General features: G+C 71.1%; 13 protein-coding genes. 7 read left to right on the forward strand and 6 right to left on the reverse strand.

Annotated features, from left to right (window positions below):
• Positions 1 to 2 precede the first annotated feature (2 nt).
• Positions 3 to 836, reverse strand: a complete 834-nt coding sequence (locus GSY65_RS31475; protein ID WP_159774927.1) for a helix-turn-helix domain-containing protein — start codon at positions 834 to 836, stop codon at positions 3 to 5.
• 135 nt (positions 837 to 971) lie between these two features.
• Here GSY65_RS31475 and GSY65_RS31480 point away from each other — a divergent pair, with 135 nt between their 5' ends.
• The 4 genes from GSY65_RS31480 (at position 972) to GSY65_RS31495 (ending at position 4,280) form a co-directional block, all read left to right on the forward strand.
• Positions 972 to 1,277 carry a 4a-hydroxytetrahydrobiopterin dehydratase gene (locus tag GSY65_RS31480; RefSeq protein ID WP_159774929.1) on the forward strand — a complete coding sequence of 102 codons (306 nt, stop codon included), beginning with the start codon at positions 972 to 974 and terminating at the stop codon, positions 1,275 to 1,277.
• Positions 1,278 to 1,281: 4 nt separating this feature from the next.
• Complete coding sequence (locus tag GSY65_RS31485; protein ID WP_159774931.1) at positions 1,282 to 2,022, forward strand: class I SAM-dependent methyltransferase; 741 nt, start codon at positions 1,282 to 1,284, stop codon at positions 2,020 to 2,022.
• 72 nt (positions 2,023 to 2,094) lie between these two features.
• Positions 2,095 to 2,358: a WYL domain-containing protein gene (locus tag GSY65_RS31490; RefSeq protein WP_236580143.1), complete on the forward strand. Its 264-nt coding sequence runs from the start codon at positions 2,095 to 2,097 to the stop codon at positions 2,356 to 2,358.
• A 38-nt stretch (positions 2,359 to 2,396) separates the two neighbouring features.
• Positions 2,397 to 4,280, forward strand: coding sequence for a rhamnogalacturonan lyase (locus GSY65_RS31495; RefSeq protein WP_443043274.1), 1,884 nt, complete (start codon positions 2,397 to 2,399; stop codon positions 4,278 to 4,280).
• A gap of 383 nt (positions 4,281 to 4,663) precedes the next feature.
• Here GSY65_RS31495 and GSY65_RS31500 read toward each other — a convergent pair whose 3' ends face one another.
• Positions 4,664 to 7,339, reverse strand: a complete 2,676-nt coding sequence (locus GSY65_RS31500) for a cellulose binding domain-containing protein (protein ID WP_159774933.1) — start codon at positions 7,337 to 7,339, stop codon at positions 4,664 to 4,666.
• 143 nt (positions 7,340 to 7,482) lie between these two features.
• Positions 7,483 to 10,398 carry a glycoside hydrolase family 48 protein gene (locus tag GSY65_RS31505; protein WP_159774935.1) on the reverse strand — a complete coding sequence of 972 codons (2,916 nt, stop codon included), beginning with the start codon at positions 10,396 to 10,398 and terminating at the stop codon, positions 7,483 to 7,485.
• Positions 10,399 to 11,058: 660 nt separating this feature from the next.
• Here GSY65_RS31505 and GSY65_RS31510 point away from each other — a divergent pair.
• The 3 genes from GSY65_RS31510 to GSY65_RS31520 all read left to right on the forward strand — a co-directional run bounded on the left by GSY65_RS31510 (position 11,059) and on the right by GSY65_RS31520 (position 14,621).
• Positions 11,059 to 12,765, forward strand: a complete 1,707-nt coding sequence (locus GSY65_RS31510; RefSeq protein WP_159774937.1) for a glycoside hydrolase family 6 protein — start codon at positions 11,059 to 11,061, stop codon at positions 12,763 to 12,765.
• Positions 12,766 to 13,017: 252 nt separating this feature from the next.
• Complete coding sequence (locus tag GSY65_RS31515; protein WP_159774939.1) at positions 13,018 to 13,611, forward strand: dihydrofolate reductase family protein; 594 nt, start codon at positions 13,018 to 13,020, stop codon at positions 13,609 to 13,611.
• 92 nt (positions 13,612 to 13,703) lie between these two features.
• Positions 13,704 to 14,621 (forward strand): class I SAM-dependent methyltransferase, encoded by a 918-nt coding sequence (locus GSY65_RS31520; RefSeq protein WP_159774941.1) that lies wholly within the window; start codon positions 13,704 to 13,706, stop codon positions 14,619 to 14,621.
• 90 nt (positions 14,622 to 14,711) lie between these two features.
• Here GSY65_RS31520 and GSY65_RS31525 read toward each other — a convergent pair whose 3' ends face one another.
• The 3 genes from GSY65_RS31525 to GSY65_RS31535 all read right to left on the reverse strand — a co-directional run bounded on the left by GSY65_RS31525 (position 14,712) and on the right by GSY65_RS31535 (position 18,738).
• Positions 14,712 to 15,548 carry an aldo/keto reductase gene (locus GSY65_RS31525; protein WP_159774943.1) on the reverse strand — a complete coding sequence of 279 codons (837 nt, stop codon included), beginning with the start codon at positions 15,546 to 15,548 and terminating at the stop codon, positions 14,712 to 14,714.
• 180 nt (positions 15,549 to 15,728) lie between these two features.
• Positions 15,729 to 17,555 (reverse strand): AMP-dependent synthetase/ligase, encoded by a 1,827-nt coding sequence (locus GSY65_RS31530; RefSeq protein ID WP_159774945.1) that lies wholly within the window; start codon positions 17,553 to 17,555, stop codon positions 15,729 to 15,731.
• A gap of 307 nt (positions 17,556 to 17,862) precedes the next feature.
• A complete protein-coding gene (locus GSY65_RS31535; protein WP_159774947.1) occupies positions 17,863 to 18,738 on the reverse strand; it encodes a LysR substrate-binding domain-containing protein in 876 nt (291 codons plus the stop codon).
• Positions 18,739 to 18,746 lie beyond the last annotated feature (8 nt).

Genomic DNA, 18,746 nt, shown 5'->3' on the forward strand with positions numbered 1-18,746 from the left:
CGTCACATCATCAGTGACTGAAGGTACTTGACCGTGGCAGGGTCGGCCGGGAGGAATGTCTCGATGGCCAGCTCGGCCACGGTCACGTCCATGGGCGTGTTGAACGTGGAGATCGACGAGATGAAGGACAGCACCCGGCCCGCGTGCTCGATCCGCATCGGCAGCGCGAGGGACACGCCCAGCTCCTGCCCGGGCTCCTCGTCGGCCGCGCCGGGCGGCAGCGGATACGCCGCGACCTCCTCGTACAGCGCGCGCAGCGGCTCCGAGCGGCGCAGGGCGATCTGGCGTTCCATCTGCTCCAGCAGATGACCTCGCCAGGCCCGCAGGTTGCGGATGCGGGGAGCGAGGCCCTCGGGGTGCAGGACCAGCCGCATCGCGTTCGGCGGCGGCACCAGCAGCGACTCGGGGACGCCGTCGAGGAGCATCGCGATGCCCCGGTTGGCGGCCACCACGTGGTACGTCGCGTCGAGCACCAGCGCCGGGTACGGCTCGTAGCCCTGGATCAGACGCTCCACGCCCTCGCGCAGCGCCGCCATCGACGGGTCGTCCAGCGGGGTCTGCGGATAGCGGGGCGCGTAACCGGCCGCCAGGAGCAGCGCGTTGCGGTCCCGCACCGGGACGTCCAGGTGCTCGGCGAGCCGCAGCAGCAGCTCCTCACTGGGCCGGGAGCGGCCGGTCTCCACGAAGCTGATGTGACGCGCCGACGAACCGGCCCGCAGCGCCAACTCCAGCTGACTGACCCGCCGCTGCTCCCGCCACGCCCGCAGCAGCGGGCCGGCGCCCTGCTCGGGCGGGGTACCGGGACGACGTGTGGTGCCGGAAGGGACAAGGGGCATACGTCAGAACGTAGCCGAGACGATCGAGGAGTGCGCGGTGCGGTGCGCTGCGGTGCGACCAGGGCCACGGCGGCCCGGCTGTGGCACGCTGAGAAGGACCGCACGGCTGCAGGGACGTCACGGAAGGAGCGGGCCATGCCCGTGGAACCCTTGTCGCAGAGGGAGATCGAGGACCGGCTCGCGGACCTGCCGGGCTGGTCGCTGGACGGGGACCGGATCGCCCGCACCTACCGGCTGGCCTCGCACTTCGCGGCGACCGCGATGGTCGTGCACATCGCCCGCACCCAGGAGGAGCTCGACCACCACTCCGACCTCACCCTCGGCTACGACACCGTGTCGCTGACCGTCCACACGCACAGCGCGGGCGGCGCCGTCACCGAGAAGGACTTCGAACTGGCCCGGCGGGTGGAGGAACTCGCCCCCGGCCACGGGGCGAGCTGAGCCGGTGCTCGACTACGACAAGGAGGCGGGCGACTACGACGCCCTGCGCGGCGGCGAGCCCCGCGCCGAGGCAGCCGCCGACGCCGTGCTCGGCCTCGTCCCCCGAGGTGCGCGCGACCTGCTCGACGTCGCCTGCGGCACCGGCATCGTGACCCGGCGCCTCGCCGCCGCCCGCCGCGGGACGCGGGTGACGGGTGTCGACCTCACCCCCGCTATGGCGCGCCGTGCCGCCGCCCGTCTGCCCGGCGCGATCGTCCTCGGCGACAGCCGCCGACTGCCCTTCCCCGACGACGCGTTCGACGCCGTCACCAGCGTGTGGCTCCTGCATTTGCTCGCGGACCCGGACGACGTTCGAACGGTCGTCGGTGAGTGCGCCCGCGTGCTGCGTCCGGGCGGCGTGTACATCACCACCGTCGACAAGGGGGCCGCCCACAACGTCGGCAGCGACATCGACGCCGTCCTCGCCACCCGCCCCCGCAGTCCCGCCACGGACACCGCGGCAGCCGTCGAGAAGTACGCCGACGAGCACGGGCTGCGCCCCGCGGGCGAGGCCCGCTTCCCTGGCCGCGGCCAGGGCCGCAGCCCCCGCCGCGCCCTCATGGACCTGCGCCGCGGCTGGTTCGTCACCCTGCCGCCCGGCGCCCCCCTCGCCGACGACTTCGCGGCACGTCTCGCGGCCCTCCCCGACCAGGACCGGCCCCGCCCGGACCCGGAGTTCTCGCTCCGGGCGTTCCGCAAGGGGTGACCGCGGCCGGCCGCGTACCGGACGGCGTACCAGCGCGGCTTCCACGACCGGCCGCACCGCGCCGAGGCCGTCGTGCGCCTGGCGCCCGGCACCCGGCTCACCGGCCCGCAGGGACGCGCGGTGGACGAGACGGGCCGCCGCGACGACGGCTGGACACGGGCCAGCGTCCCCGTCGAGAACCTCGACCGGGCCCACGACGAGTTCCTGCGACCCGGCACCGCGGTGGAGGTCCTGGAACCCGCCGAACTGCGCGAGCGGATCACGCGGACGGTCGCGGAACTCGCCGCGCGATACGCCCCGAGGGGCGGCAACTCCCTTGCTCCCTGCGGCGACTGAGCAAGCGGAACCCGTCTTTCCTCCCGGGAGGTACCCCCGTGCAGCACCCGCACCCGCACCACGGACGAACGATCCGCAGGGCCCGCAGAACGGTCACGGCGCTGGCGGCGGCCGCGCTGACCGCCGCCGGGCTCACCACGTTCGGCGCGCAGCCCGCCGCCGCGGCCACCGCACGCCAGGTCGAGAAACTGGACCGGGGGGTGGTCAGCGTGCACACCGACGCCGGCAACCTGGTCGGCTGGCGCTGGCTCGGCACCGACCCGGGCGACGTCTCCTTCAACGTCTACCGGGCCGGCACCAAGGTCAACACGGCCCCGATCACCGGGTCCACCAACTACTTCCACGCCGGCGCGCCCGCCCAGGCCGACTACACGGTGCGCGCTGTCGTGAACGGCGTCGAGCAGGGCGACTCCGTGCACGCGGTGCAACTGCGCACCGGCTACACCGACGTGCCGATCAGTCCGCCCGCGGGCGGCACCACCCCGGACGGGGTGGCGTACACCTACGAGGCCAACGACGCCTCCGTGGGGGACCTCGACGGCGACGGAGCCCTGGAGTTCGTCCTCAAGTGGCAGCCGACCAACGCCAAGGACAACTCCCAGTCCGGCTACACCGGCAACACCATCGTCGACGGCATCAAGCTCGACGGCACCCGGCTGTGGCGCATCGACCTGGGCCGCAACATCCGCTCCGGCGCCCACTACACCCAGTTCCAGGTGTACGACTACGACGGCGACGGCAGGGCCGAGGTCGCCATGAAGACCGCGGACGGCACGCGGGACGGCACGGGCGCCGTCATCGGCAGCGCCTCCGCCGACCACCGCAACTCCAGCGGCTACGTCCTGACCGGCCCCGAGTACCTGACCATGTTCAACGGGCAGACCGGCAGGGCCATGCAGTCCGTCGACTACGTCCCCGGACGCGGCACGGTCTCCTCCTGGGGCGACAGCTACGGCAACCGCGTCGACCGCTTCCTCGCGGGCACGGCGTACCTGGACGGCGCCCGCCCCTCGCTGATCATGGCCCGCGGCTACTACACCCGTACCGTGATCGCCGCCTGGGACTGGCGGGGCGGCTCCTTCACCCGCCGCTGGACCTTCGACACCAACTCCTCCACCAACAGCGGCAAGGGCTACGACGGCCAGGGCTCGCACAGCCTGTCCGTCGGCGACGTCGACAACGACGGCCGGGACGAGATCGTGTACGGCGCGATGGCCGTCGACGACAACGGCAACGGCCTGTGGACCACCAGGACGGGCCACGGCGACGCCCAGCACCTCGGCGACCTCGACCCCTCCACCCCCGGACTGGAGTACTTCAAGGTCTCCGAGTCCACCTCGCAACCCGCCGAGCTGTACATCGACCCCGCGAACGGCGCGGTGCGCTGGAAGCTCGCCGCCTGCTGCGACAACGGCCGGGGCGTCGCCGGGGACATCTACGCGGGCAGCGACGGCCCCGAGATGTGGTCCGCCTCCGACACCTCCATCCGCGACAAGGCCGGTGCCACGAAGGGCCGGGAGCCGTCCTCCGCCAACTTCCTCTCCTGGTGGGACGGCGACCCGGTGCGGGAACTCCTCGACGGCACCCGCATCGACAAGTACGGCCCGTCCGGCGAGACCCGCCTGCTGACCGGCTCCGGGGTCTCCTCCAACAACGGCACCAAGTCCACCCCCGTTCTCTCCGGCGACATCCTGGGCGACTGGCGCGAAGAGGTCGTCTGGCGCACCAGCGCCAACACCGCCCTGCGGATCTACTCGACCCCGGTCGAGACCGCCACCAGGATCACCACCCTCCTGCACGACACCCAGTACCGCACAGGACTGGCCTGGCAGAACACCGCGTACAACCAGCCCCCGCACACCAGCTTCTTCATCGGCGCCGGGATGCCGACCGCACCCCGGCCGACGGTCTACACCCCCTGACGGGCAGGACACGGTCACGCAGACACGAACGGGTGTAGTTTCGGCCGTCCCGCTGACGTCGGCCGGCGCAGGCGGGATCATCATGCGGCCCGCCCCGTCCAGTACGCCGTCGTCACCTCCAGGGCGGCGGCCGAGGAAGACCGCCGATGACCCTGTCCCGTGTCGCCACCGCCGCACCGGCGATCGTCATGCTCGTCGCCGCCGCCGTGATGCTGCTGTGGTGGATCCGGCACCGTGACGACGAATGACCGCCCGACGGGCGAATGACTGCCTGATGAATGGCTGCCCGATGAATGACTGTCCGACGGGCGAATGCCTGACGGACGAATGAATGAGGGCGCGCGCCCGACCGGCGCGCGCCCTCGTCGCGTCCCGCTCGGGTGTCAGGTCACCGTGCAGGACTGGTCACCGAGTCGGAAGGCGGACGGTTTTCCGTTCGTCCCCGACCAACTGCCCGTGAAGCCGAAGGCGACCGACGAGCCGGCCGCGACGTTCCCGTTCCAGGCGATGTTCCTCACCGAGACCGCCGCACCGGACTGGGTGTGCGCCGCGTTCCACAGCTGCGTGACGCTCTGACCGTTCGGGAAGGACCAGTCGAGCGTCCAGCCCGTCCACGCGCCGCTGCCGGTGTTGGTCAGCTGCACATCCGCCTGGAACCCGCCCGACCACTGGTTGGTGATCTTGTACGTCACCGCGCAGGCACCCGTCGGCTGCGGATCCGGACCGGGATCCGTGCCGCCGCCCGTGTCGGAGGTGTCGCCGTAGATGACGCCGCGCCCGTTGGTGGCGATGTACACGCGGCCGAAGACCCGCGGGTCACCCGTGATCGCCGCGCCGGTCCAGCCCCACTGATGGGCGTCGTCGTTGATCCGCGTCCAGGTGGCGCCCTTGTCGGTCGAGCGGAAGATGCCGCGCACCCCGCCGATCTTGGCGCTGGTGTACAGCGTCTGGTACGAGGCGCCCGCGGCCGCCTTGCCGAAGCCGATGGTGTCCGCCTGCGCCACGTTCGACAGCTTGGTGAACGTCGCCCCGCCGTCCATGGAGTGCCACAGCCCGTAGGCGCCGTCCGCCGCCCCGCCCGCCAGCCACACGTCGCCCTTCGTGCCGGGCAGCGCCTTGAAGCGGACGCTGTCACCGCTCGGCAGGCCGCTCGCGTTCGACGCGGTGAAGGTCGCGCCGCCGTCCGTGCTGACGTAGAACTTCCCCGACTTGAAGCCGTAGAAGGTCTTCGGGTCGACCCGGTCGGACTCCACGATCGCGCCGGCCGGTATGCCGCCGGACTCCTGCCACGACGTCCCGAAGCCCGTGGTGAACCGCACACCGGTGCCCGCCGGGCTCCACACGAAGCGGCTGCCGTCCGCGCCCGCCGCGACCGTGCCGCCGCCGCTCACCCCCGACGGATCGGTGCCCGCGAACCAGTTGGCCCCGTTGTCCGTGGAGAACGCGATGTGCGGGCCCGAGTCCAGGTTCCCCACCCGGACGACGGTGTTCGGGTTGGTCTCGGCGAAGTCCAGGCTGGTCGTCGTCGTGAAGTTCGGCTGCGTGAACATCATCGACGGGACCTTCGTCAGATCCGTGTGCCGGAAACCGCCGACGTCACCGAGCGCGCTGAGCAGCGGCGCCCCGGACGGGGGAGAGGCCAGATCGTTGACGGCCGTCTCCTCCAGGCCCCGCACCATGGGCTTCACCGTGAACTTGGTGCCGCTGTCCCAGTTGGTGAGGTTCTCGGTGCCGTAGATCGTCGCGCCCGTCCCGTACATCATGCGGTTCGAGTCGAACGGGTCGATCTCCAGCGACTCCGTCATCCAGCCCAGTTTCGGTGTCTGCTCCGGCGGCGACGGGTTCGCGCCCCACGTCAGCCACGGCGACGACGAGACGTCCATGGTGAAGCGGTTCTCCCGGTTGGGGTACGACGTGTAGTCCCATGCCTTCGTCCAGGTCGCTCCCTTGTCGGTGGAGCGGAAGATCTGGGTGTCCGGCCACCAGGAGCTGTACGCCGTCGCCATGACCGTGCCCGGCTTCTGGCGGTCCACCGTGAGACCGCTGAAACCGAAGTACGTGTCGGCCTCCGCCACCGGGCTGATGTCCGTCCAGGTCCCCGTCGCCGTCGCGTACCGGTAGAGCCGGCCCTTGCCGCCGTCGTACGGCCCGCCCGTGTCGCTGTAGGCGACGTACAGATGGCCGTTCGTCGCGTCCAGGACGCCCTTGTGGGCCAGTTGACCGGTCGGCTGCCCGGCCACCCGCGACCAGGTCGCGCCCGCGTCCGTCGACCGGTAGACCGCGTTCTCCTTGTCGGCGACCCCCACGTAGATCGTCTTCGTGGCCGTGCCCGCGCTGCCCGTCGACTCGTCGAAGGTGACCCAGACGATGCCCTGGTTGTCGCTGGAGTACCCGCTGGTGTCGGACGGGTCGGCCACGTAGTTGCCGACGTTGGGGAAGTTGGTCACCTGCGACCAGGTGGCCCCCGAGTCCGTGGACCGCCACAGCCCCTTCCCGCTGGGCGCGCCCAGATACAGCACGCTGTTCCTGTGCGGATCCACCGCCAGCCGCTCACCCATGCCGCGCCCCGGCATGTTCCCGCCCAGCTTGAACGGCAGGTTCGCCCGCTGCCAGCTCGCACCCCGGTCGGACGAGCGGTAGACGGCGCCGTTGCCCGGGTCCCAGCTGTTGGTGTAGGTACCGGCAGCCACGTACACCTTGTCCGGCTCGACCGGGTCGGAGGCGAGGCTCACCACCCCCGTGTGTCCCCAGTCGTCCCAGCCGACCGAGTCCAGCAGCGGCGTCCACGTCTTCGACGACTCCACCCAGCGGTAGGCGCCGCCGATGTCCGTGCGGGCGTACGCGAGGTTCTTCTCCTTGCGGTTGAAGACGATGCCGGGCACGAACCCGCCACCGTCGATGCGGGCGTTCTTCCACGTGTAGGTGTCGGCGGCGATCGACACCTTCCGGTCGGCCTGCCCGGCCTGCTCCGTCTGCCCGGCGGCCAGCACGGGTGGGGAGCCCGCGAGGAGGCCGGCCGCGAGGGCCAGGACGGTGGTGAGGATGCGGGTTCTTCGCACGGTGAAGTCCTCTCCTGACATGTGGGGGGAGGGATGGACGGGCGCGAACGGCCGGGCGGCCCCCTGTGCGGGTGGGGACCGCCCGGCCCAGGTCCTGCCCCCGCCGGAGCGCAGGACCTCGTACCCGGAGCTTCAGCGGGGACTTATTCGAGGAGCTCCGCGTACGAACCCATGGCCAGGGCGATGTCCGCCTGGGCCCAGAACCGGTGGTACGTGAACGACGGCGCGGCGCCACCCGCCAGATACGCCTCGATCTTCGACCAGGCCGGGTCGTCCTCGTAGAACGACCGGATCGACTCGAACGTCGACGACGAGTTGATCGTGTCGCCGTTCGGCATCGTGCCCGTCCACCCGCTCGGCACGTACACCCGGTCGTCGAACCGGTTGTAGTCCGTACGGGTCTCCGGGACGGCGACACCGAGCGCGTCCTGGTGGTGCTGCCACATCCCGTCGAGCAGCGCCTTGGCGACCCGGGCCGCGTCGGCGTCACCGGAGCGGTCGGCGTAGTACGTCAGCGTCTTGGCGTACGCGGCCGCCACGCCGACGTCGTCGGTGTAGTCGGCGACGGTGACGTGCAGCCCGCTGTTGGAGCCTGGGCTGGACGGGTTCCAGGTGTTCGGGGCGCCGGACCACTGGAGCGTGGCGGGGATCCGGTACGTCCCGTCGGGGTTGACGGTGGTCTTGGACAGCGCCCAGTCGACCCACTTGTCGAGGACCGTCTTCGCGGCGGCGTTGCCCGTCTGCTGGTAGTACTCGGCGACCCGCTCCATGGACCACGCCTGGAAGCCGAACCACTGGTTGGACGGCGGGTCGTGGTACACGGGCTTCTCGTCGTAGTACATGCCGTAGAAGGTCGGCGTACCGGCCGGCGGCGTGGCGTACCGCCCCGCCCAGCTGTTGGTGGCGCCGCCCGCGATGGCGCCCTCGTTGGACTGGAGCCAGCGGTAGAACTCGATCTGCCGGTCCAGGGACTTCGCCCAGTCCGCCTGCCCGGTCGCCGACTTGGGCTTCAGCGGGGCGTAGTTGGCGAGGGCGTACGCGGCGAGCGGGTTCTGGTAGCCGCCGTGCGCGTGGCTGGAGCCGATGCGCCAGGCCCAGCCGGCGTTGGTGTCGGTGGCGCCGCCCCACGCGTAGTACCAGGAGAGCAGGTAGAAGGAGGCGTCCTTGCCGGTGCCCGCGGGGCACGCGGTCGGACCCACGCAGTTCCCGACCTTCTTGAAGTACTTGTCGTACATCGCGTAGCGCAGGTAGTCGCCCATCTTCGCGGCCTTGCCGACGGTCGCGGAGACGTCGCCGCCCTTGCCCTGCTGCTTCGCCCAGACGTCCGCCCAGTACGCGGCCTGCACGGCGCGCGCGTCGGCGTCCGGGGCGTTGGTGAACTTCCACTGCTTGGCGTAGGACGCGTCACGGGTGAACAGGTCCAGGTACCCGTTCCTGCCGCCGTACTTGAACTGGTCACAGGTGGGCTGCGGGACGGTCTCCCACACCGACTCCTGCGGTCCGCGCTGGAAGGTGTTGATGTACGACGGGCCGGTGTCGGACGGTCCGGCCTCGCACTTGCCCGGCGAGTTGCCGTAGCCGTAGACGTTGTCCACGTCCTGCAGCCAGTGCATGCCGTAGATGTCGTCCGTGTTGTAGGCGCTCTTCAGCTCCGCGGCGATCGGGTCGGAGCCGACCGAGACCGACGTGTCCAGCTGCGCCGGGTACTCGTTCGGGGTGTCGTGCTCGGGGGCGTACGTCGCCGGCTTGCTCGCCGAGTAGAAGGAGTTGGTCGGCTGGTCGGCCTTGGTGGGGATCATGTACTTCTCCATGATCTCCCAGGCGCCGTTGAACTTGGACCAGTCGCCGGTCACCTTGCCGTACATGGCCTGGAGCCACAGCAGGTAGCTGTACGCCTCCGAGGTGGTCTCATGGCCGTGGTCCGGCGCCTCGACGATCAGCGTCTCCACCGAGTGGTACGGGATGCCCTCGGGGGAGAAGTAGCCGTTCGCCGGGTTGGTGATCTTGCCGTACAGCTCCAGGAAGCGCGCGTCGTACACCTTCGACGCCGCCAGCTGCGTCACCGTCACCGCGCCCTTGGCGTGACCGGTGGCCGTCGACTCGAAGACCGCGGCGCCCGTGCCCGAGGAGTCGGCCGTGACCGTCACCTTCTGGGCCGTGTTCCAGTTCGACGGCGTGAAGGTCAGCGACGCCCCACCGGTGACCGACAGACCCGAGTTGCCGGAGGCCCGCGCGGTCGTCACCGTCACGTTGCCCGACGGCTGCGTCGAGAGCTTCACGTCGTAGGTGCCCGTCTTGCCCTGCTGCACGCCCAGTTGCGTCGGCGAGACCACCACGGCGGGGCCCGAGGCGACCGTGATGCCGACCGGCGCGGAGTCAGCCGACGCGCCCAGGCTGTCGTACGCCTTGGCGACCAGCGAGTGACTGCCCACGGACAGACCGGTGGCCGAGAAGGTGTACGGCGCGGTCGTGTCCGTGCCCAGCAGCTTGGTGTCGTCGTAGAACTCCACCTTGGTGACGGTCGCGTTGTCCGCGGCTGCCGCGGTGGCCGCCATCGGCACCGGGTCGCCCTGCGAGAACGTGGCCCCCGCGGTCGGGCTGGTCAGCACGGTGATCGGCGGCTGGTGGGCGCCGACACACGCGGTGCCGTTGATCGAGAAGCTGGTCGGCGCGGTGTTCGTGCCGCTGTAGGTGAACTGGGCGCCGGTGCTCACCGCCGCCCCGACGGCGATGGTGCCGTTCCAGGACGCGTTCTTCGCCGTCACCGTCTTGCCGGACTGCGACCAGGTGCCGCTCCAGCCGCTGGTGAGCGTCTGGTTGCCCGCGTAGGAGTACGTCAGGGTCCAGCCGTTGATGGCCTCGGTGCCCCGGTTGGTGAGGGTCAGCTCGGCGGTGAAGCCCGAGCCCCAGTCATTGGTCTTGTAGTCGACGTTGCAGGCGACGGCCGCCGCGGCGGCGGGGGAAGAGCCCGTGCCCAGCATCGTCAGGGGAAGAGCGAGGGCCGCGACCACGGCGGTCCACAGGCGCCGCGTGGCACGGCGTCCGCGTCTGGGGTGCATGCTCTGGTTCCTTCCGTGCGGCTCTTACGAAGGTGGGGGCGGAGCGGCAACAACAAGCCTTGAACCAGTGGGAGCGCTCCCATATTGAAGAGAGGGGTGCAGGCGGTCAAGGTGCTTGAAGAGTCGAAAAGATTCGACGGCGGGCGAAAAGATTTGTGGTGGGCAATAACGCAACACCCCTGTCTTTTACCGTCACTTGGCGCTACCTTCACCAGCACCAGTGGGAGCGGTTCCACCAGTCGACGCGGCCGTCACGGCGCGTCCGATCTGCAAGGAGTCGCTCATGCGCCACCCCCCGCGTTCAGGTCTTTTACTCGTCTCCGTGACCGGGCACGTCCCGCCGGCCGGAGACGGGCCGACGGTGTCCGAGCTGCCCGGCGACAGGGTCGTCCGGCGTGCTCGCGGACGCCTGCGACCTGGGTCCGCGGCTGTGGAACCGACCCACCCCGCCCCGCGGCGATCCGCTTTTCGCCCGGGTCGGAACCGGAGGACACGGCCGGCTCCCGCCGGCCCGGCCTGAACCCCGCCCGCGACGACAGTCCCACGTCGCCGGGCGCCGGGTCGCGCGACCGTCCGCGCTGCCTCGGCGGACCGTCACCACGCACGACCCCCTACGGAACCTCCACGTACACCCCACTACGGAAGAGGAAACCCGCACTCATGAGCCGTACCAGAACAGCACTCCTCGCGGCGATGGCGCTGGTCGCCGGCGCCGCCGGGACCGCGGTGGCCGCTGTGCCGCACGACTCCGGCATCCAGGCGATCCCCTGCACCGTCGACTACAAGGTGCAGAACCAGTGGTCCACCGGCTTCACCGCCGCCGTCACGATCACCAACAACGGCGCCGCGAAGTCCTCGTGGTCCGCGAAGTGGTCGTACGCGGGCAACCAGCAGGTGGGCAACGCCTGGAACGCGAAGCTCTCCCAGAGCGGCAGTGCCGTGACGGCCTCCAACGAGACGTACAACGGGTCGCTCCCGACCGGCGGTTCGGTCAGCTTCGGCTTCAACGCCTCCTACAGCGGCTCCAACGCCGTCCCCGCGACCTTCACGCTCGACGGGGTGACCTGCAACGTCGACGACGGTGGCGGCGGCCCCACCGACCCGGGCACGCCCGGCACACGGGTGGACAACCCGTACGCCGGCGCCAAGGTGTACGTGAACCCGGAGTGGTCCGCGAACGCCGCCGCCGAGCCGGGCGGCAGCCGGATCTCCAACCAGCCCACGGGTGTGTGGCTGGACCGCACCGCCGCCATCGCGGGCGCGGGCGGCAAGATGGGGCTGCGGGCCCACCTCGACGAGGCGCTGCGGCAGAAGGGCTCGGGCGAACTCGTCGTCCAGCTCGTGATCTACAACCTGCCCGGCCGTGACTGCTCGGCCCTCGCCTCCAACGGTGAGCTTGGCCCCACGGAGATCGACAAGTACAAGACGCAGTACATCGACCCGATCAAGGCGATCCTCGCCGACCCGAAGTACGCCTCGCTGCGCATCGTCACCACGGTCGAGATCGACTCGCTGCCCAACCTCATCACCAACACCGGCAGCCGCCCGACGGCCGTGCCGGCGTGCGACGTGATGAAGGCCAACGGCAACTACGTCAAGGGTGTCGGCTACGCGCTCAACAAGCTGGGCGACGTCCCCAACGTCTACAACTACGTCGACGCCGGCCACCACGGCTGGCTCGGCTGGGACGACAACTTCGCGCCCACCGCCGCCATCATGAAGGAGGCGGCGACCGCCGAGGGCGCCACGGTGAACGACGTCCACGGCTTCATCACCAACACGGCGAACTACAGCGCCCTGAAGGAGAACAACTTCACCATCAACGACACCGTGGCCGGCAAGTCGGTCCGCGAGTCGAAGTGGGTCGACTGGAACCGCTACGTCGACGAGCTGTCCTTCGCCCAGGCCTTCCGGGCCCAGGCCGTCACCGCCGGCTTCAACTCGAACATCGGCATGCTGATCGACACCTCCCGCAACGGCTGGGGCGGCAGCGCACGGCCGACCGGCCCCGGCCCGACGACCAGCGTCGACACGTACGTCGACGGCGGGCGCTACGACCGCCGCCTCAACGCAGGCAACTGGTGCAACCAGGCCGGAGCGGGCCTCGGTGAGCGTCCGAAGGCGGCCCCGGCTGCCGGGATCGACGCCTACGTGTGGATGAAGCCCCCGGGTGAGTCCGACGGTGCCAGCTCCTCGATCCCCAACGACGAGGGCAAGGGCTTCGACCGCATGTGCGACCCGACGTACACGGGCAACCCGCGGAACAACAACAACATGTCCGGTGCCCTGGGCAATGCCCCCCTGTCCGGGCACTGGTTCTCCGCCCAGTTCCAGGAGCTGATGCGCAACGCGTATCCCGCGCTGTGAGCGGCGCCGGCTGAGCAGGCCCGCCAGGGGCGAGCGCTTCCCCCAGCTCCTGGCGGGTCCGACCGCACGACACACCCGGACGTACCGCGCCCGCCCGTCCCCGTTCGCCACGGGGGCGGGCGGACGCGGCCGTTGCGATGGCATGGTGGTGTGACGCACGTCACTAAGGCGTGCGGGGGGTGGGGCGATGAGTTCCGGACGGCACACCGGTCTTCACCGCCGTACCCCCCGAGCGAACGAGGAGACCACCCCATGCGCATCGTCATCACCGCGTTCATGAGCCTGGACGGCGTCGTGCAGGCCCCCGGCGGCCCCGAGGAGGACACCGACGGCGGCTTCGCCCACGGCGGCTGGACGCAGGACTTCTTCGACCCGGAGGTGGTCGGCGGGGCATGGGACGAGGCGCTGCGCGCGGCCGACGCGCTGCTGTTCGGGCGCCGCACCTGGCAGGCGATGGCCGGGGCCTGGCCCGGGCGCGCCGGTGACCCCTTCGCCGACCGGATCAACGCCCTCCCCAAGTACGTGGTCTCCGGCACCCTCGGCGACGACGAGCTGACGTGGAACACCACCCGCCTCCCCGGCGAGGAGGCCGTCGCCCGCGTCCGCAAGCTGCGCGAGGGCGAGGGCGGCGACCTGCTCGTCATGGGCAGCCCCAGCCTCGCCCGCACCCTCCTGCACGAGGGCCTCGTCGACGAGCTGCGCCTGATGGTCATGCCGGTGGTCCTCGGCGGTGGGAAGACGATCTTCCCCGACGGCGGCGCCAAGCACACCCTGGAACTGGTCTCCACGGTCACGAGCCCCGCCGGTGTGAACGTCTGTGTCTACCGGGCCGCCGGCCAGGGCTGAGCCCCGGAGGGTTTGCCGTTACGGCAAGGAAGATTGCCGTCCGGTGGTGTGTCGGCGCAGGCTGGCGGCAACCGGAAGAGAGGCTCACCACCATGGGACACCAGCACCAGCACGGCCAGGGCGACGGGCACGGGCATGGTCACGGGCACGGACACCACGGCCACACCGACATCGACTGGGCCGAGCTGGCCGAGCACCTGGAGGAGCAGGCGGAGCTGTTCGAGCCGCTGAACCGCCGGGCCGCCGCCTGGGTGGCCGAGCGACAGCCGGAGCCCGGTCTCGTCGTCGACGCGGGCAGCGGTCCCGGAGTGGTGAGCACGCTGCTCGCCGACACGTTCCCCGGCGCCCGGATCGTCGCCGTGGACGGCTCGGGGCCCCTGCTGGAGCGGGCCCGGTCCCGTGCGGAACGCCTCGGCGTGGCCGACCGCTTCGCCACCCTGGAGGCGGAGCTTCCCGAGGGTCTCGCCGAGTTGGAGTACCGCGCGGACGTGCTGTGGGCGAGCCGCAGCCTGCACCACCTCGGCGACCAGCGGGCCGGAATCGCCGCCTTCGCCGAGCGGCTGGCCCCGGGCGGGGTACTGGCGCTCGTCGAGGGCGGGCTGCCCGCGCGGTTCCTGCCGCGGGACATCGGCATCGGCCGCCCCGGACTCCAGTCCCGGCTCGACGCGGTCGAGGAGCTGTGGTTCGGCGAGATGCGTGCCGCCCTGCCCGGCACGGTCGCGGAGGCCGAGGACTGGCCGGGCCTGCTCACCGCCGCCGGCCTGCGCGAGGCGACCTCCCGCACCTTCCTGTTGGACCTGCCGGCCCCGGTGCCGGAGGCGGCACGCGCCCACGCCCTCACCGTCTTCCGGCGGCGCCGGGAGACCCTCGCGGAGTACGCGGACCACCTCGACCCGTCCGACCTCTCCACGCTGGACCGCCTCCTGGACCCCGACGACAAGGCGAGCCTGCACCACCGCACCGACCTGTTCGTCCTCGCGGCCCACACGGTCCATCTCGCCCGCGCGTGACGCGGGCGCGGCGGCGGTGGCCGCCCGCGGCCACACGCAACCGCCCGCCGGAGTACCTCCGGCGGGCGGGTGCGTCGGTCGCGGTGGAGCTCAGGCCACGTCGAAGGTCGCCGGGTCGGGACCGATGCGGCGGTCCTCGTTCAGCGCGCTGATCGCGGCGATGTCCTCGGTGTCCAGGGAGAAGTCGAAGACCTCGATGTTCTCCTTGATGCGGGACGGGGTCACCGACTTGGGGATGACCACGTTGCCCAGCTGGAGGTGCCAGCGCAGCACGATCTGGGCCGGGGTCCGGCCGTGCTTCTGCGCGATGGCGATGATCGCCGGAACCTCCAGCAGGCCCTTGCCCTGGCCGAGGGGCGACCATGCCTCGGTGGCGATGCCCTGCTCCGCGTGGTACTCGCGGGCGGCGTGCTGCTGGAGGTGGGGGTGCAGCTCGATCTGGTTGACCGCCGGGATGACGTCCGTCGCCTCGATCAGCGTCCGCAGGTGCTCCGGAAGGAAGTTGGACACACCGATGGCCCGTGCGCGGCCGTCGGCGTACAGCTTCTCGAACGCCTTGTACGTGTCGACGTAGGTGCCGCGGGCCGGGATCGGCCAGTGGATCAGGTACAGGTCCACGTACTCCAGGCCGAGCTTGTCCAGCGACTCGTCGAAGGCGCGGAGCGTGGCGTCGTAGCCCTGGTCGCTGTTCCAGAGCTTGGTGGTGACGAAGAGGTCCTTGCGGGGGACACCGGCGGCGGCGAGCGCCTTGCCGGTACCCCGCTCGTTGCCGTAGATCGCGGCCGTGTCGATGCTGCGGTAGCCGGCCTCCAGCGCCGTTCCGACGGCCCGCTCGGCCTCGTCGTCCGGCACCTGCCAGACGCCGAAGCCCAGCTGGGGCATCTCGACGCCGTTGTTCAGGATGATCGGGGGGACCTTGCTGCTCACGAGCTCTCGATCCTTAAAGTCGTCGGTTGGTGCTTCCCATCGTCAACGATCACGGCGCGCGATGCATTCCTGAGCGGCCCGCTCGCGCGCCGAATCGCAGAATGGCCGGAAACGGATCCGGCGGTTCCACGGTACGAGACGCCGCGTGCGCCCAGCCGGGCGGGCGCGTCCCCGGTGCGCTCACGCCCGGTACAGCGCCTCCACCTCCTTCGCGTACGTCTTCTCGATCGCCTTCCGCTTCAGCTTCAGCGACGGCGTCAGCAGCCCCTGCTCCTCGGTGAACTGGTGCGCCAGTATCCGGAAGGTGCGGATCGACTCGGCCTGCGAGACCAGGGTGTTGGCGGCGACCACCGCCCGCCGCACCTCGGTCTCCAGCTCCGGGTCGCGCACCAGGTCGGCCGGTGACAGCTTCGGCTTGCCGTGCATCTGCATCCAGTGCTCGACCGCCTCCGCGTCGAGCGTCACGAGCGCGGCGATGTACGGCCGGTCGTTGCCGACGACGACGCACTGGGCGACCAGCGGATGGTCGCGCACCCGCTCCTCCAGGATCGCCGGGGAGACGCTCTTGCCGCCCGAGGTCACGAGGATCTCCTTCTTGCGCCCGGTGATCGTGAGGTAGCCGTCGTCGTCGAGCGCGCCCAGGTCCCCGGTGGCGAGCCAGCCGTCGTGCAGGGTCTCGTCGGTGGCCTTGGGGTTGTTGAGGTACCCCTGGAAGACGTTGGGGCCGCGCAGCCACACCTCTCCGTCGTCCGCTATGTGCACGGTCATGCCCGGGATGGCCTGGCCGACGGTGCCGTACCGGGTGCGTTCGGGCGGGTTGGCCGTCGCGGCGGCCGTGCACTCCGTCAGCCCGTAGCCCTCGTAGATGTGGATGCCGGCGCCCGCGTAGAACAGGCCGAGCCGGCGGTCCATCGCCGAGCCGCCGGACATCGCGTACTTGATCCGGCCGCCCATGGCCTCCCGGATCTTCGCGTAGACGACCTTGTCGAAGAACTGGTGCTGCATCCTGAGGCCCGCCGAAGGGCCGGGGCCGACGCCCCATGCCTTCGCCTCGACCGCGTCCGCGTACTTCACGGCGACCTCGACGGCCTTCTCGAACGGGCCCGCCCTGCCCTCCCGCTCGGCCTTGCGCCGGCTCGCGTTGAAGACCTTCTCGAAGATGTACGGCACCGCGAGGAAGAACGTCGGCCTGAAGGCCGCCAGGTCCGGCAGCAGCACGGCCGCGCTGAGCTGCGGCTGGTGCCCGAACTTCACCTTGCCGCGGATCCCTGCCACCTGCACCATCCGCCCGAAGACGTGCGCCAGCGGCAGGAACAGCAGGGTCGCGGGCTCCTGGCCCCTGCGGGACTCGAACAGCGGCGCCCAGCGCTCGATGACCGTGTCCGCCTCGACCATGAAGTTGGCGTGGGAGATGACACAGCCCTTGGGGCGGCCCGTGGTGCCGGACGTGTAGATGATCGTCGCGACCGACTCCGGGGTGACCGCCCGCCGGTGCCGGTGCACCACCTCGTCGTCGAGCTGGGCGCCCGCCTCGTACAGCTCCTGGACGGCGCCCGCGTCCAGCTGCCACAGCCGGCGCAGCTGCGGCAGCCGGTCGATGACCGTGGCGATGGTCATCGCGTGGTCCTCGTGCTCGACCATCGCGGCCGTGCACTGGGAGTCGTACAGCATCCAGAAGACCTGCTCGGCGGAGGAGGTCGGGTAGACGGGGACGACCTGGGCGCCGACCGTCCACAGGGCGTGGTCGAACAGGGTCCACTCGTAGCGGGTGCGGCACATGATGGCGACCCGGTCACCGAAGCGGACCCCCTGCGACAGCAGGCCCTTGGCCAGCGCCAGCACCTCGTCGCGGAACTCGGCGGAGGTCACGTCGCGCCACTCGCCCCGCTCGTCCTTGCGGCCGAGCGCGATGTACGTCGGATCCTCCTGGGCGTACTCGAAGACGACGTCGGCCAGGCCGCCCACCGGCGGCGCCGACGCCAACGGAGGGTTGGTGAACTCGCGCAAACCCGCTCCTCGTGGCGCTCCGCACAGCGCGTGAAAGCTACCTCACCGGGAGCCGGGACGGGAGGGGAAACGGAGGGGACGAATCGGCGAGATCAGTACGAGCGGGCGGCGGCGAAGCAGTGCAGAAGCACAGAGTCCGGGCAGAACGCCTTACGGGACGGTAGGTTTCGGCACCGTAATCTCCACCGAATCTGTACGACCCGGTTACGGCCGCCGCCGGGGCCGGGTCGCGCCGCTTCACGTCCGGCCCCGGCGGCTCCGGTCACACGGACCGACATCACTTCCAGCGCAGTCGCGCCCCGGTCCGTCACACCCCGCGGGCCCGGCCGCGGAGGCGGTCGCCGCCGGAGAGGATCGCCGCGGCGAGTGCGTCCGCCGCGCTCGTCGCCGCTCCCGGCCGCCGTCCGTGCACGAGAACGAAGTCGACCTCGCCCAGCTCCGGCAGGCCCGCCCGCTCGGGGACCCGGACCAGACCGGGGGGCACCAGACGGCGGGAATGCGCCATCACGCCGAGGCCCGCGCGGGCGGCGGCGATCAGGCCGTTGAGACTGCCGCTGGTGCAGGCCACCCGCCAGGCCCGGCCCTCCCGCTCCAGCGCCTCCAGCGCCAGCGCGCGGGTGATGCCCGGCGGCGGGTAGACGATCAGCGGCACCGGGCGGTCGGGGTCCAGGCGCAGCCGCTCCGCGCCGACCCACACCAGCCGGTCCGTCCAGACCGGCTCGCCGCGCGGGTCCTGCGGGCGCCGCTTGGCCAGCACCAGGTCGAGCTTGCCCGCCGCCAGCCGCTCGTGGAGCGTGCCGGACAGCTCGACCGTCAGCTCCAGGTCGACCTCGGGGTGGTCGTGCCGGAAGCCCTCCAGGATCTCCGGCAGCCGGGTCAGCACGAAGTCCTCCGACGCGCCGAAGCGCAGTCGGCCGCGCAGCCGGGTCCCGGTGAAGAACGCCGCCGCCTGCTCGTGCACCTCCAGCAGGCGGCGCGCGAACCCCAGCATCGCCTCGCCGTCCTCCGTCAGCTCCACCGAGTGCGTGTCGCGGGTGAACAACTGCCGGCCGGTCGCGTCCTCCAGGCGGCGTACGTGCTGGCTGACCGTGGACTGGCGCAGCCCCAGCCGCCGGGCCGCCTGCGTGAAGCTCAGTGTCTGCGCCACGGCGAGGAAGGTCCGCAGGTGTGTGGGGTCGTACATGAGGGGCA

Origin of the sequence: Streptomyces sp. HM190 (genome assembly GCF_009857135.1) — a bacterium.
GTDB classification, from domain to species: Bacteria; Actinomycetota; Actinomycetes; order Streptomycetales; family Streptomycetaceae; genus Streptomyces; species Streptomyces heilongjiangensis.